Consider the following 15,577-nt stretch of genomic DNA (forward strand, 5'->3'; position numbering starts at 1 on the left):
AGGTTTTATAATGACATTTTAGGTTTTATTTTACTTGTTATTGGAAAATTAGGTCTAAAAACGTGGGGCAATGAATAAAAACGAGCGCAAAACTTACTACTACTAAAATACGTGCGCCACTATTCTTTAATTTTCGAATAACCTGTTGTTTCCAATGCTTTTTTTTGTTTCAGCTACGCTCAACAATCAAGCACCGATAATACTATGTATTACAATTTTAACCCTTAGACAAACATCTGCTGCAACAAGCCTTTTTTAAAGATTTGGGTCTGGTTGAGTTGTTGGTTGACCTTTTCTATTTTGGTATCGATACTGGATAAATAACTAGCGATTTTTTGTTGTTCTGGGAGAGTTGGGATTCTAATCTTACCACTAAGTATATAATCTGAATCCGCAGTAATATAGCGATCACCAACTAAAACATATTTTCTTAGAAAATTATTTGCTCTATATGAATCACTAAAATAATATTCTAGAAATAATGGGTTTGCTTTTTCCTTCACTTTGAAGGTATAATATAAAGTCGATAGTAAACCATCTCTACAAAGATTGGCTTTGAAAACGCCAAAAGGCGCATTAGCACTAATGCTTTTTGCGTATACAAAGTCATTCAACCGTGTTTTTACATAATTTAAGTGGTTTACTTTACTGTAGGTATCTTGAAGCAATTCTTTTCTGTCTACTATTCCGTACTTTGAGGAAAGCGATAGAATATCATCTATACTAAACTCCTCATCCTTATTATTTTCTGAGTACCTTACTAGCAATTGGGATAAACGATTTTCTTCATAGTCACCAGTAAACTCAGGAAACCTCAGTTTACCAGAAAACAATTGTTGCATCACCCCTTTTTTGTAGTCCAATAGCAAGGCTTTCTTTTGGGTGAGCTGCTGTATTTTTTGATCTACGGCAGCCAAAAAGGCCGCTATTTTTTGTTGTTCGGGGAGATTTGGGCATTGAATTTTGACTTTTCTTAAATCAGCCAAAGAGATTTCTTGAAATGTACTCCCCTTTGACACTGAAAGAATTCTCTTTACTACTGACAATGTGTGCAGTGAATGAAAAGTAAACAAATTTGATTGCTTTTCTTTTACAGAAATTCGTGCCGTTCCTTGTGTAAGATTAGCAACCTTTATTGAATCGGGTAATATTTGTGAAACGCCTATATTACCTCTCAAGGAAAATATAACATCGCCAGGTGATACTTCAGATCTTTGATATTTCTTTGCGATTTCATCAGAAGTACGTTCGAGTTCGTCCAAAATTATAGGGCTATTTAAGTCTTTACTTTTAATATAAGGCATCCCGCCTTCAATGTGTTCACCCGCCTGAACTATTCCATAGGAAATCTTTTTACCTACTATTTCTTCTAACTTATAGCAACTCCATTCTCCTTCAAACTCTTTAAAGCGTAATGTGGGAACAAGTGATTGCTTCGTTGTCTTCGAAAGGGCAGATTGCTTCGCTCCTTCCTCACTCGCAATGACGGGTTGTTTTGAAATGATGGTTTTGTTTTGTACTGCCATTAAAAAGGGGTATCTATGCCCAGTTCATCACAGAACTGTTGTATGGTGTTATCGGTTTTCCTTATCTCTTTTTCGAGTTGTTTCAAGTCTTGGGAAACCTGTTGCAAGTCCACCGGCTCTTCTTCCTCAAAGGTGTCCACATAGCGCGGTATGTTCAGGTTGTAATCGTTTTCGGCTACCTCGGCCAATGGGGCCACATAGCTGTATTTGTCCACCTCGGCATCGTCAAAGGCTCCACTGCTGTAGGCCTTGTAAACATCTATTACTTTGGTAATGTCCCCGTCCCGCAACACATTTTGGGTCTTTACCTTTTCAAAATGTTGGCTAGCGTCTATAAAGAGTATATTCTTAGCTTCTGACCTGTTTTTCTTCAATACCAAAATACAGGTAGGGATGCTCGTACCGTAAAAAATATTGGCGGGCAGGCCGATAACGGCATCGAGGTAATTGCGGTCTTCTATCAGGTACTTACGTATATGCCCTTCGGCAGCTCCCCTAAACAATACGCCATGGGGCAATACACAGGCCATGGTACCATTATCGGCCAATTGGTGCACCATGTGCTGTACAAAGGCAAAATCGGCCTTACTGCCCGGTGCCAGTTTGCCGTAGACGGCAAAACGGTCGTCGCTCATAAACAAGGGACTGGCACTCCACTTGGCCGAAAAGGGCGGGTTGGCGACAATGGCCTCAAAACGCATATCTACATGCTGTGGTTTTTCGAGGGTGTTCTCGTTTTTTATATCGAACTTTTTGTAATGCACATCGTGCATGATCATGTTCATGCGACACAGGTTGTAGGTGGTGGGGTTCATTTCCTGACCGTAGAATCCGCCCACTTGCTTTACTTGTTTGGCAACGCGCAGCAACAAAGAGCCAGAACCACAGGTGGGGTCGTAAACCGACTTTAACTTGTCCTTACCCAAAGTGACCAATTGCGCCAATACGTTCGATACTTGTTGGGGCGTGTAGAACTCCCCTGCTTTTTTACCCGCACCGGAGGCAAATTGCCCGATCAGGTATTCATAGGCATCGCCCAGCATATCGCTTTCTGAATTGGCAATATCAAAATCGATTTCCTCTAAATGCGAAAGCACTTTTACAATGAGTTCGTTCTTATCGTTCTCCGACTTCCCGAGTTTGGAGCTGGTGAGATCCAGATCCTCGAAGAGGTTGCCAAAATCCTCTTCACTTTCACTGCCCATGGTACTCTGCTCAATGTGCGTCAATACCCTAGTTAAATCCCCTAGGATAAATTGGTGTTTTCCGCCGGAATTGCCACGTCTGGCCAGTTCGGAGAACAGCTCAGAGGGCAATAGAAAATAGCCCAGTTTATCCAAGGCGGCATCCCGTACGGCTTCTATGTATTCCGCTTCCTGCGGATGGCCTTCCAAATCACGGAACTTTAGTTGGTCGGGTTCCAAGATTTCGTTGGCATAGAGTTCCATTTTTTTACTCAGGTATTTGTAAAAAATGAAGCCTAGTATGTAGTCCCTAAAATCATCGGCATCCATCTTCCCCCGAAGGGTATTGGCAATATTCCAGAGTTGTGCTTGTAATTGTTGTGTTTGTTGGGTCATTTGCTATTATTCATCCTTTTTTATTATGAATTCTCCCTTGAAGTTGTAAATAATTCCATCTGCATAGAACAACTCCTCATCGTCAAAATATTGTATCTTATTAAATGTTGGTTCTAGAATATAGTCGCCATATCTATTAATGACCCCCATTTTCCAATCATCATTAGCCACAGAATAGTAGGCTCTATCATTTTCACTTAAGCCAAAACCAGTAAACATTACTACAAATAATTTTACTCCGGGTATATAATGGTGGATTTCTTTAATTCCTTTTTTAACCAAGTCACCATCTTTTGAAACAATTGCAAAATGGTCCGTACCTTCCCATTCTCCATACTTAACCTGTAAATAGTTCTTGTCTTCTCCCAACCATTCACATTCGGATACAGTTGCATTTAATAATTTTTCTAAATCGATTACAATTGTACCGTTGCCTTTATCAAGCTTATATTTGGTTACTTCGTCACCTTCAACATTTTCTTGGTAGGTTATTATTTCTGTCATTAAGCGTTTTTAATTATTTCGGAATAGTAATTATTGTGAACTTCTAATTTATATTAATTCGGCTAAAGACTGTGGGTAAACAATCCATTTATTGCCTTTGGTATTTTCTTTATATTCAATCCCAACCAATCTACCTTTATCGGTTATGGTCGTCTTATCCAACACATATCCTTTCGCTATCATTACTTCAATGACTTCCGCAAAAGATTTATCCTTTAACTTACCGAGATTTGTTGCCGAAAGAAGTTTATCTTTTACTATAGGTTCCTGAACTTCAATAATGGTTTCAGCTTGAATGTTTTGTTTTTCAAATTCTTCCCTACTGGGTCTTTCCATATGGTCTGCCATATCCACAAAGGTTTTGTCCATAAATTCAAAAACACTCCGTTTCGTTTTGATTCCACCATTTAATAATTCATCAGTAAGGTCTAAACGAGTTTCGGACCCAACATAATCTTTTGCTATTAAATACTTCTTTTTATAATTCGGTCTTCGTATAAAAATAGTGTAGTTTTTTCCTAGAGTCTTCATTGATTCATCCCAAGCCTGTTTGTCTATTCCTGAGCCTCCGAATATGGAAGTTTCACTGATGACCCCAAACTCCACATTGTTTTTAAAGGAGTAATCATACAGATTGATGGATGTTATGATACCTCTTTTTTCATTGGCATAATATTTAGCATGTAGATTTGGAATAAAGACAATAGAAACATTCGGGAAATCCTTGAAATAATTAAGGTCTTCTACTTTCAAACTTTTTTCAGGATGCTTTTCATTTTTTCCAAATGCGATAATAATATGTAGTTCAGAGTTTCTTTTATGGTTTTCAAAAAGTGCTTTTTTGAAATAATCATCGAGTTTAATATAAGGCGACACGATCAACAGTTGCTTCTTCGCCTTATGGATGATTTCATAAACTTCTTCTGTAAGTTCTTGTCCTGTAATGAATTTTGCCATTTTAATTGGTTATTTAATATGAAGTTTTTTTAAATAGTTTTCAAATTGTAAACGGATTAATACGACATGTTCAATCATTGTGTTTGTTGAATAAATTCATGCTTTCCAAACCTGGAACGGTAAAAAAAGCTAAATATATTAGGCCCCATTTTTTTTGTAAATAACAAAGATTCCAATAATCAACTTAGAGCAACTAAAGTTAAAACATTTATTTAGTTGAAGGCAAATCTTACGCTAAAGAACGAATATAAACTTTGGTCTTATTATAGCCTTTCTACAAACAGCTTATTTTTAAATTCAGCATGCCTTTGCAACTTAGAACATTTTAAATTATTACCCTTACAGATATCTGTAAGGACCATAAAATAATTATTAGTAAGCATAATGGGAGACATTTACCAATTCTTAAACTAGGATCGTCTAAGTTTAAAGGTTTATCTTTTATTTCCCGGAATAAAGACCCCAACCTACCCTATATTAAAAATTCAATATTTTTGGCGGTAATCAACTACCATATTCCCTACCCGGTTAACTACCCGGTTAACTACCCTAATTTTTATCATTCACATTTATTCCATCGGAATATTAAATACTCTTTACCAACCACTTACATTAATTAACGTGTTTAATAGTGCATTATAATGCACTATTATCACTCAAAGAGCAAAAAAAATAAAAAAGTACCCTTTTAGTGCTATTTAATGCACTTTAATGGTGTTTATTCCAAATAAATACCTATTTTTACCCTTAAAAGAGCCATATAATGCACTTTAATAATCTTATAAATAGTATAAAAGAGCGAAGAGAAATGCTAAAAGTTACCCAAGAAACATTGGCAGAACTTTCAGGAGTAGGTCTTCGTACCCTTAAGCAATTTGAAAGTGGCAAAGGCAACCCTACGGCAGAAACATTGAACAAATTGGGTGATGCATTAGGTATGGAACTCACTTTTCAAGTAAAAAAGACAAAACCTGAATAATGAGGCAAGCTGTTGTTTTATACAAAATGGAGGAGGCAGGACTGCTGACCCAACGCGATGATGGTAGTTTCACCTTCCGTTACAATGACCTATGGTTTGAATCAAGCGGAAAACCAGCCATTAGCCTTACCCTACCCAAAAGCCAACAAGAGTATCATTCAGAATTTCTTTTTCCTTTTTTTTATAACATGCTACCTGAAGGTTCTAACAAGCAAAATATTTGTTTTGAAATGCGTATAGATTTAAAAGACCATTTTGGTCTACTATTGACTACGGCTAAATATGATACCATTGGAGCTATTCAGGTCAAGGAAATAAAAAACAATGAGCCCAATGAACATAAATAATTGCCCTGGCACTTTAAAGAAAGGACTCAATGCTTACAGTAAAACAGCATTAAATCGTTTATTCAACGGTAGAAAAGTAAGTCCTACCCTACCCTATGAATCACCCGTTACCAATGCAATTACCGAAGCGCTTTTTAAAGAAAGCAAAAAACGATTATCAATTTCCGGGGTACAAGAAAAATTCTCTGTACTACTGGAGAAGAATAAACTACGTTTGATCAATGAAGGAGAACAAGGACAGTATATTTTAAAACCAATTCCCAATGTAGGAAACCGAAAAGAACAAATGCCGGCCAACGAACATTTGAGCATGCAGATAGCACGCCAAGTATTCGGAATAGAAACCGCGGAGAACGGCCTGGTATTTTTTAAAAACGGAGAACCCGCCTATCTTACAAAACGTTTTGATGTGCAAGAAGATGGCACTAAATGGGCCATTGAAGACTTTGCCGCTCTTGCTGGTAGAACACCACAAACCCATGGAACGGATTTTAAATATTCTGGAAATTATTTAGAACTATTTGGCCTTTTAAAAAAATATGTCCCTGCCTATCCCATTGAGGCCATCAAATTATTCAAGTTACTTCTCTATAACTATCTTATATCCAATGGTGATGCCCATTTCAAAAATTTCTCTTTGATAGAAACAGCATTAGGAGATTTTAAATTGAGTCCGGCTTATGACCTACTGAACAGTAGGATCCATATTGAAGACAGGGATTTTGCCTTGGAAGATGGGCTTTTACCACTAAACCAATCAAGCGGTAAGATTGCGGAGCAGTTTTTTAAACTAGCAGAACTTGCCGGCATTTCCAAAAAGCAATGTGAAAAGACATTTAAAAGTTTAACCACCCATCAAGAAAAGGTTTTGGCCTTAATCGAACTTTCATATCTCGATGAAAAGACAAAAAGAACCTATGCACAAGGGTATCAAACGAGACTTAAGAAACTTTTACGCACCTAACTTTATATTTTTGGTATAAATTATCCTAAAACGTAAAAACAAACCTTCGGTAGAAAGAAACACCTGCAGCGTTCCCCTTTTGCTCCTTTAACGCTATAACCCCAATTTATATTTAAATTGTTGCATATTGAACGAGACTACCACCCCCTTCCTAGTACTTATCATATAAACTACACATACATCCCTTCTTAGGTTTGAAAGTTTTTCCATTTTAGACTACCCTCTTGATTTCTTATTGCCAATCCAAAAAGAATAAAAATATGGGGAGATTAAAGGGGAATCCTTAAATTAGTAAAATGAAGATTTGAAAAAGCCAATTTCCGTGCTAACTTCCGAGACTTATTGTACCTCATGCGCCTCAACATCCAGTAATATATAGAAAAATAATTTCTGTATCGGCAAATAACCATTACAAAAAAAAGCCTTGGAATCGTTCAATTTATCAATACTGTCAACCAATAAAATTAAAGTATGCCCAAAAAAGTAATAACATTCGGAGAAGTAATGATGCGTTTATCCCCTCCCGGGTATTCAAAATTTTCCCAAGCAACTTCTTTTGATCTTGTTTATGGGGGTGGCGAGGCAAATGTAGCCATATCATTGGCCTATCTTGGAATGAAAGCGGCCCATGTAACCCGTTTCCCTGACAACGCACTTGGTAAGGCAGCCACACAATTCTTACGTAAACACTGGTTGAGCTCCGAACATATTATCTATGGCGGAAATATGATAGGCAAGTATTTTCTGGAAAAAGGTGCCGTTCATAGATCTAGTGAAGTCATTTATGAAAGGGAAGGGTCTTCCTTTTCTTTAATAGAACCTTCGATGATCGATTGGGAAGTTGTTCTTAAAGATGCGGATTGGTTTCATTGGACAGGAATAACACCGGCCATTTCCGATGGGGCCGCAATGTGTTGTTTGGAAGCCATTAAAACCGCGAACAGAATGGGCATAACCGTTTCAGGGGATATTAATTCCCGTAAAAATATGTGGAAGTATGGGAAAACCATGCAAGAAGTAATGCCGAAATTGGTAGAGCATTGTGATATTGTAATCACTAGCAGTCGGGGAATTCATGAAATGTTCAACATTGGACAAACGGGGGACAAATTTCGGTTTATGGCCAAACAACTAATGGAAACCTTTCCAAGAATCAAAAAAGTAGTGGGAAAGACCAGAAGATCCATAAGTGCATCACACCAACAAATTCAAGGTAAAATGTGGAACGGTACGGAATATATCAAAACCGAGACCTTGAACGTTACCCACGTTGTGGATCGTGTGGGCACTGGAGATGCATATGCAGCCGGACTAATTTATGGTCTATTGCATTATGGGAAAGACATGCAAGCATTGAACTTTGCCACTGCGGCATGTGCCCTTAAACATACAATATTGGGCGATGTGAATATCGTATCCTTAGACAACGTAATAAGCTTGATGAAGGGTGATACTTCTGGGGCCATTCGAAGATAACAGGGCACTTTCATTAATTGGGAAAGAACAGTATACCCAAACCTAATTCAACGATCTAAATTCATTGGGGGAATACCCAACCCTTTGTTTAAAAAGTCTACTAAAATGTTGTGGATATTTAAAGCCAAGTTCATAAGCCACCTCACTTATTGACTTTGCCGGGTCAAAAACCTTCTCCTTGGCAACCTCTATCAATTTATCCTGAATATATTCCTGTGCGGATTTCCCGGTTTCCTTTTTGACCATATCCCCAAAATAATTGGAAGAAAGATGAAGTTGATCGGCAAAATATCCTACAGAAGGTGTACCATGTTTTTGTGGTTTGTCCGATGTAAAATAGTTCATCAACAAACTGTCGAACTCCTGTAAAGAACCCTTATTTACATTCTCCCTAGTAAGGAATTGACGGTCATAAAAACGTACACAATAATCCAGAAAAAGTTCAATGTTGGCCACGATCAATTTTTTACTATGCTTATCGAGATTCTGATCAAGTTCAAACTGTATTTTTTCGAATAGCCCCAAAATTACTTTTCTTTCCCTTGCAGAAAGATGGAGCGCCTCTTTGGTAGAATATGAGAAAAAACTATAATTGTCCATTTTTTTTCCTAAATCGGTTCCCAATAGCAAATCCGGATGAAATAGCAATGCGTATCCTTTAGGTACGTAATTGGGATCATAATCACCTAATTCAATCGTTTGGTTAGGACTCAAAAAAACAAGGGTACCCTCATCATAATCATAGGGTTTACCTCCATAGGTGATCTTACACCCCATAGCATCCTTTAAAAATATGGCGTAACACTTATAATGAAAGGCATCATATCCGTCATTGGTATATCCTTCTTCGCCCAAATCATTAAAATCGATTATCCCTACCAACGGGTGCAACACCACACATCTGCGCAATTTAAAATAATCGGCAACCGATTTTATATGTAGAATATTAGCCATAACCAAGGTATTTTAAGTAAATATAAGATATTGGATATCAGTATTTAAAACAACAATCGTAAAATCCGTAATAATGGTATGAACATCCGTAATCTGGGTATTACTTAACGGGTATCCAATCAATACTTTTGGAATATGGTTACGGATAAATCCAGAATAACATATAATCTAAATCTAAAAAAGGTTCTTTTAACAGGTGCCCTATTGTTTGGGTTTAATATTGCCTTAGGCCAAAATGTCCAAAAAAGCCATATGGCCAAATACATCACGGAAGAAATTGTCTTGGACGGTAATATGAATGAAGCTGTTTGGGATGAAGCCGAAACAGGTGGGGACTTTTGGCAATACTTTCCTTCCGATAACGAGCAGGCCAAATACCAGTCAAGTTTCAAAATTCTTTATTCCGAAAAAACCCTCTTTATAGGCGTTCGTGCCGAAGCGGCAAATGGCAAATATGTGGTTTCCTCTCTAAAAAGGGATTTTAGTGCATTGACCAATGATAATTTTTCTTTGTTGTTCGACACTTTCAGTTATGGCAATACGGCTTTCTTTTTTGGGGTTACCCCTTACGGAGTGCGACGGGAAGGTTTGGTCTCTGCAGGTGGTGATGATTTTAACAACACCTGGGATGTAAAATGGCAAGCAGAGGCCCATCGCTTCGATGACCATTACACTATAGAGATCGCCATACCCTTTACCTCACTAAAATTTGCGGAGGGTTCTACAAAATGGCGCTTTCGTCCCTATCGCTGGAACCACCAATCTAACGAACAAACCACTTGGAACCGTATACCCCAACAGCAAAAACTCTCAAGCTTGGCCTATATGGGGGAACTCAGATTTGAAAACCCCCTAGGCAAATCGAGAACCCCCATCGCCTTAATACCTTATGTTAATACGCTCAGTGATAAAGATTATGTTACCGAAGACTCCAAAACGGACTTAAAAGTCGGTGGTGATGCCAAAATTGCAATTGGTGATGGTATGAACCTTGACCTTACATTTAACCCCGATTTCAGTAATGTCGAAGTAGATGATATTTTCACCAATCTAACACGTTTTGAAATTTTATTACCTGAAAAGCGACAATTCTTCATTGATAATAGTGATCTATTTTCTTCTTTTGGAAATTACTTCAGTGAAGGCAGTCCGTTTTTTTCTAGGCGAATTGGATTGGCAAGGGATCCTTCCGGGAATTTAATCCAAAATCGAATAATAGCCGGTGCCCGTCTTAGTGGAAACTTAAACAAAGATTGGCGGTTAGGATTTTTAAACCTTCAGACCGAAGAAGACCCCGATAATGAAATTGCCTCTGACAATAATATGATGTTCGCCTTGCAAAGAAAGTTGGGAAGCCGCTCCAATATTGGGGTTTTCATAGTGAACAGACAGACTTTTGGAGACTATGTTTTTTTGGATGACAGTGAAACATATAACAGGGTAATCGGGGCTGACTATAATTTGGCGACCCAGGATAATACATGGGCGGGTAGGTTCTATGTACATAAGTCGTTTCAACCAAACGATTCTAAAGGTAATCTTGCATCACAAGCCGCCTTGGTTTACAACAAGAACAATTGGTATATCGGAAGTGAGGCATTTTATGTAAATGAAGGTTTTCAGGCAGATTTAGGGTATATGCCCCGAAAAGATATTTTTAAGTTCGGAACATTGGTCCAACGGTATTTGTATCCCAAAAACAGGGATTTTTTGAACAGACATAGTTTTCAGGTTATTTACAACGACTACTGGAAACCAAGCAGTGATTTTAAAAAAACGGACAATCGAATAATCGCATCTTGGATTGCTGAATTCAAAAATCAATCCGATTTAACCTTAGGTTATTCCAATGAATACATTTTTCTTTCCAATGAATTTGACCCAACCCGTTCAGAGAATGCCGTACCATTACCCATCAACTCTGACTATCGCTTTAACCGATTCTATTTTGAATACCAATCAAACAACACTAAACTGCTCACCTATGGGGCCAATGCCACTGTGGGTAGTTTTTACAATGGGGATATTGTCTCTTTAGGAGGACAAATTGCGTATAGAATACAACCTTGGGTGCAGTTCGGCATGGCGATTGATTATGACGGTATTCGACTACCAGAACCTTATGAAAGTGCCGATATTTGGTTGGTTACGCCCAGAATGAACGTGACCTTCAACAAAAAGCTTTTCTGGTCTACATTGATACAATACAGCAATCAACGAAACAATCTGGGTATCAATTCTCGCCTACAATGGCGTTTTGCTCCATTGTCAGATCTATATTTGGTCTACAACGATAATTATTTCACCGAAATTTTCGCCCCTAGGTTTCGGTCCATCAACCTAAAACTTACTTATTGGTTGAATCTTTAAAATAATCAATATGGATAAAAAAGCCTAATTTGTAGTTTGAATAAATCCTAAGTATTGCCATCATGAAAAATACGTTAACGTTAAAATTGCTAACCTGTCTGATCTCTCTGATGAGCTTTACCCTTTATTCAAATGTAGGTGAACCCAAAGTCCTGACAGCGAAAGAAAAATCAATAGTTACCATTTCGACACTGACCGCAAATGGAGATTTGGAAAATCTTAATACGGCCATTACCGATGGACTAGAAGTGGGTTTAACAGTAAATGAAATCAAAGAGGTTATCGTGCATATTTATGCCTATTGTGGTTTTCCACGAAGTATTAGAGGACTCCAAACGGCAATTGCGGTTCTGGATGAACGAAAGGCGCGAGGGATCATCGATGTTATGGGTAAAGAAGCTTCCCTTATCAAGGACAATAGGCCTAAGTATGATCGTGGTAAAGAAAACTTGGAAAAACTGGTCAATGCAAAGTTGAACGGACCCCAAAAAGCATATGCCCAGTTCTCCCCAGAGATAGAGGTTTTCTTAAAAGAGCATCTATTTGCCGATATATTTGAACGCGATGTACTCAATTTTAGACAACGCGAACTTGCAACGGTAGCAGCCCTCATTGCCGTAGGCAAGGTAGAACCCATGATACGCTCCCATATGAATATTTGTTTGGTACAAGGAATAACCCCGAATCAACTGTCTCATTTGGTTAAAATTACGGAGCAATACATCAAAAAGGATAAAACAAGCGCAGCAAAACAAGTATTGGATCAATTACTCGAAAGTCTTAAACTTTCTATCGAAGATGCTGACGAAAACAAAAGGGACAAACCAAGAGAAAACAAATCGGAATTCATCATCCGCATTTCAGAAATAGAAGTACATCCCGAATTTCTTAACGAGTACAAGGCTATTTTGAAGGAAGAAGCAGCAGCTTCAGTAGAATTAGAGGCCGGGGTCATCTCTATTTTTCCCATGTTTGAGGAAGAAAAACCTTGTCATTTAAGGATTTTGGAAATCTATGCCGATTTAGGCGCATATGAATCCCACCTGCAAACACCACATTTCAAACATTATAAAACCTCAACGGTTAAAATGGTAAAGTCATTGCAGCTAGTGGATATGGAAAGTTTGGATGTAGAAACCATGGATGAAATATTCAAAAAATCAAAACAATGAAAAAACCAATTGCACTACTTGGAATAGTACTTGCTTCATTAGTACCTCTTAATCACCTAAGGGCACAAACTTCCGAAAAGCAAGAGCCGATTATGATAGAGAGACAAGGTAGCTTTGCCATTGGTGGTTCGGTCATTAAAAATCCTGGCACGTTTGACCCTATAGAGCGTACACCGGAAGGTCAGACTTTTCATGGTGACCATGCCTACGTTTTTTACCAAATACCTTTAGAAACCCGAAAATACCCCTTGGTCATGTGGCATGGTTTCGGTCAATTTTCGAAAACATGGGAAACTACACCTGACGGACGGGAAGGCTACCAGAACATATTTTTACGACGTGGTTACAGCGTTTATTTAATGAACCAACCAAGAAGGGGAAATGCAGGCCGAAGTACAGAACTAGCCACCATTACACCTACCCCGGATGAGCAATTCTGGTTCAATATATTTCGAATTGGTGAATGGCCTAACTATTTCCCAGGAGTACAGTTTGCTGAAGATAAGGAAACCTTGAATCAATATTTTAGGCAAATCACCCCTAATATCGGAGGATTTGATAAGGAGGTGATTACTGATGCCGTATCCCTACTTTTTGATAAAATCGGGGAAGGTATTCTGGTTACCCACTCACATTCCGGAGGTTTCGGATGGGCAACCGCTATAAAAAACCCGAAAATAAAAGCCATTGTTTCTTATGAACCTGGCTCTGGTTTTCTTTTTCCAGAAGGTGAAGTCCCTTCCCCTATTGCAAATTCAGCAGGTCAATTAGAAGCTCTTGGTGTTCCCAAGGAAGAATTTTTAAAACTGACGAAGATCCCTATCATTATATACTATGGCGACAATATTCCTGAGAAGCCCGATCCAAATCCTGGAATCGATGGCTGGCGTGCAAGATTGGAAATGGCAAGACTATGGAGCGACACCGTAAACAAACATGGCGGAGATGTAACGGTTGTACACCTACCGGAAATCGGAATCAAAGGCAATACCCATTTTCCGTTTTCCGACTTGAACAACGTGCAAATTGCGAACTTGATGTCAAGTTGGCTACAAGAGAAAAAACTGGATTAATATCCATAAAATAAAACAACAATGAAACAATCAAAAACAAAATTATTAGTGTTTATGTGCATTCTATTCGGTCTTCAATGGTCCGTTGCACAAGAAGTTGACACGAAAAAAGAAATCAAAGAACTTTCAATGAAAAAGTGGCAATGGATGGCGGACAAAAATGCTGACAGTCTTGCCATTCTTTTCCATGATAAGGCCAAATTCGTACATATGGGAGGCACATGGGGCAAGGACCGTGAAGTGGATATCATCAAAAGTGGAGGCATTCATTACAAAAAGGCAGATGTACATGAAGTGATGATAGAAGTGCTGAATGAATACACCGCAATAATCTGGAACCGAATTACCCTTGTGGCCGTTGTCGGGGGTAATGAAGTAACAAATCCGTTTATGGTAACAGAAGTGTATACCAAAGAAAACGATACTTGGAAACTGGCCGATTTGACCTTTAGCAAACTTCTGGTTCGGGAGTAAGTAGGTGGAATAATATCAAAGAAATAAACAACCCTATGAGATCTAATGTAATCATACTGTTAATGGCCACTACCCTAATTTTGAATATGGCCTGTAAAATCGATTCCCAAAAAAACAAGGATTCAACCATCGAATCTTCCGCTTTACTATATGATAAAGGAATGAAGATCGAAAATAGCAATTTTATCGGCAATGCCTATTTAACCGGATTGGTCAAGGCGGATAGTATCAACACCAATGCAGTGGGTAATGTTCATTTTGAGCCCGGAGCGAGAAGTAACTGGCATCTTCACCCGGCCGGACAAATTCTACTTGTAACTGATGGCGAAGGATACTATCAAGAAGAAGGAAGTCCTTTAAGGGTATTAAAAAGGGGCGATGTGGTCAAATGCCCTGCAAATACCCCTCATTGGCATGGTGCCAGTATTGATAGGGAATTTGTACAAATAGCAATAACGGGTAGACAATATGGCCCTACGGAATGGCTACGTCCTGTTACCGACGAGGAATATAATTCACTAACAAGTACAGAATGATCAATTGCCTCATACACTTAATATAAACATTCAAAATTAAAATTGAACATAACCTGTTTACGCTAAGGGATTGATTATTAATTCAATAAGTATTTAACATTTTTTTAATTAACACCTTAACAATCCTACTGGTTTATCTAGGATTATATTTCGTAACTTCAACTCATTCATTCACTTATACTTAAATCATGGCTAGTTTTAATTTGAATATCAACGGAAAATCGCAACAAGTGGAAGTTGACCCCTCTACCCCTATTCTTTGGGTACTGCGTGATCATCTTGATCTTGTTGGCACTAAGTACGGATGCGGCATTGCCCAGTGTGGTTCGTGTACCATACACGTAAATGGTATGGCGGTAAGATCCTGTCAATTGCCTGTTTCCGCTGTCGGCAATCAAGAAATCACGACAATTGAAGGCTTATCGGAAAATGTTGACCACCCCGTTCAAAAAGCTTGGTTAGAACATGATGTTTATCAATGCGGGTATTGCCAAGCAGGACAGATAATGTCGGCCACCGCATTATTGAACAGCAATCCGAATCCCAGCGATGAGGAAATCGAGGGTTCCATGAATGGCAACATCTGTCGTTGTGGCACATACACTCGAATAAAAAAGGCTATCAAAACAGCGGCATCCAATATGGAAAACGCTTAAAATTACCTT

The 15,577-nt window shown here is 38.4% G+C and carries 15 protein-coding genes; 10 read left to right on the forward strand and 5 right to left on the reverse strand.

Annotated elements, in window-relative coordinates; genetic code table 11:
* Positions 1 to 224: 224 nt before the first annotated feature.
* Genes GJ691_RS06020 through GJ691_RS06035 form a run of 4 tightly spaced genes read right to left on the reverse strand, consistent with a single transcriptional unit; the run spans position 225 to position 4,567 of the window.
* On the reverse strand, positions 225 to 1,526 hold the full coding sequence (locus GJ691_RS06020) for a restriction endonuclease subunit S (protein WP_154364841.1): 1,302 nt from the start codon (positions 1,524 to 1,526) through the stop codon (positions 225 to 227).
* Complete coding sequence (locus tag GJ691_RS06025) at positions 1,526 to 3,106, reverse strand: type I restriction-modification system subunit M (RefSeq protein ID WP_154364843.1); 1,581 nt, start codon at positions 3,104 to 3,106, stop codon at positions 1,526 to 1,528. Before GJ691_RS06025 ends, GJ691_RS06020 begins: the two co-directional genes overlap by 1 nt.
* Before the next feature lie 6 nt (positions 3,107 to 3,112).
* Positions 3,113 to 3,610: a hypothetical protein gene (locus GJ691_RS06030; RefSeq protein WP_154364845.1), complete on the reverse strand. Its 498-nt coding sequence runs from the start codon at positions 3,608 to 3,610 to the stop codon at positions 3,113 to 3,115.
* Positions 3,611 to 3,658: 48 nt separating this feature from the next.
* Entirely contained in the window at positions 3,659 to 4,567 is a 909-nt protein-coding gene (locus GJ691_RS06035; protein ID WP_154364847.1) for a phospholipase D family protein, read from the reverse strand.
* A gap of 763 nt (positions 4,568 to 5,330) precedes the next feature.
* Here GJ691_RS06035 and GJ691_RS06040 point away from each other — a divergent pair.
* The 4 genes from GJ691_RS06040 (at position 5,331) to GJ691_RS06055 (ending at position 8,333) form a co-directional block, all read left to right on the forward strand.
* Positions 5,331 to 5,546, forward strand: a complete 216-nt coding sequence (locus GJ691_RS06040; protein WP_154364850.1) for a helix-turn-helix domain-containing protein — start codon at positions 5,331 to 5,333, stop codon at positions 5,544 to 5,546.
* Positions 5,546 to 5,893: a HipA N-terminal domain-containing protein gene (locus GJ691_RS06045; RefSeq protein ID WP_154364852.1), complete on the forward strand. Its 348-nt coding sequence runs from the start codon at positions 5,546 to 5,548 to the stop codon at positions 5,891 to 5,893. The genes GJ691_RS06040 and GJ691_RS06045 overlap by 1 nt, the downstream gene beginning before the upstream one ends.
* Complete coding sequence (locus tag GJ691_RS06050; protein WP_343033463.1) at positions 5,880 to 6,857, forward strand: type II toxin-antitoxin system HipA family toxin; 978 nt, start codon at positions 5,880 to 5,882, stop codon at positions 6,855 to 6,857. The genes GJ691_RS06045 and GJ691_RS06050 overlap by 14 nt, the downstream gene beginning before the upstream one ends.
* 471 nt (positions 6,858 to 7,328) lie before the next feature.
* Positions 7,329 to 8,333 (forward strand): sugar kinase, encoded by a 1,005-nt coding sequence (locus GJ691_RS06055; protein WP_154364856.1) that lies wholly within the window; start codon positions 7,329 to 7,331, stop codon positions 8,331 to 8,333.
* 42 nt (positions 8,334 to 8,375) lie between these two features.
* Here the strand turns inward: GJ691_RS06055 and GJ691_RS06060 are convergent, their stop codons facing one another.
* Complete coding sequence (locus GJ691_RS06060) at positions 8,376 to 9,287, reverse strand: helix-turn-helix domain-containing protein (protein WP_154364858.1); 912 nt, start codon at positions 9,285 to 9,287, stop codon at positions 8,376 to 8,378.
* 252 nt (positions 9,288 to 9,539) lie between these two features.
* On the opposite strand from GJ691_RS06060, the gene GJ691_RS06065 reads away from it, so the two are divergent.
* The 6 genes from GJ691_RS06065 to GJ691_RS06090 all read left to right on the forward strand — a co-directional run bounded on the left by GJ691_RS06065 (position 9,540) and on the right by GJ691_RS06090 (position 15,568).
* A complete protein-coding gene (locus tag GJ691_RS06065) occupies positions 9,540 to 11,657 on the forward strand; it encodes a DUF5916 domain-containing protein (protein ID WP_154364860.1) in 2,118 nt (705 codons plus the stop codon).
* Positions 11,658 to 11,719: 62 nt separating this feature from the next.
* The gene (locus GJ691_RS06070) at positions 11,720 to 12,829 is read left to right on the forward strand and encodes a carboxymuconolactone decarboxylase family protein (RefSeq protein ID WP_179955041.1); all 1,110 of its coding nucleotides are present in this window, start codon (positions 11,720 to 11,722) and stop codon (positions 12,827 to 12,829) included.
* Positions 12,826 to 13,902, forward strand: a complete 1,077-nt coding sequence (locus GJ691_RS06075) for an alpha/beta hydrolase (protein WP_154364861.1) — start codon at positions 12,826 to 12,828, stop codon at positions 13,900 to 13,902. The genes GJ691_RS06070 and GJ691_RS06075 overlap by 4 nt, the downstream gene beginning before the upstream one ends.
* A gap of 21 nt (positions 13,903 to 13,923) precedes the next feature.
* A complete protein-coding gene (locus GJ691_RS06080) occupies positions 13,924 to 14,376 on the forward strand; it encodes a nuclear transport factor 2 family protein (protein ID WP_154364864.1) in 453 nt (150 codons plus the stop codon).
* Positions 14,377 to 14,411: 35 nt separating this feature from the next.
* Positions 14,412 to 14,912, forward strand: coding sequence for a cupin domain-containing protein (locus GJ691_RS06085; protein ID WP_154364866.1), 501 nt, complete (start codon positions 14,412 to 14,414; stop codon positions 14,910 to 14,912).
* A gap of 188 nt (positions 14,913 to 15,100) precedes the next feature.
* Positions 15,101 to 15,568: a (2Fe-2S)-binding protein gene (locus GJ691_RS06090; protein ID WP_154364868.1), complete on the forward strand. Its 468-nt coding sequence runs from the start codon at positions 15,101 to 15,103 to the stop codon at positions 15,566 to 15,568.
* The last annotated feature ends 9 nt before the right edge of the window (positions 15,569 to 15,577 follow it).

The sequence above is a fragment of the Maribacter luteus genome, from assembly GCF_009674825.1.
GTDB classification, from domain to species: Bacteria; Bacteroidota; Bacteroidia; order Flavobacteriales; family Flavobacteriaceae; genus Maribacter_A; species Maribacter_A luteus.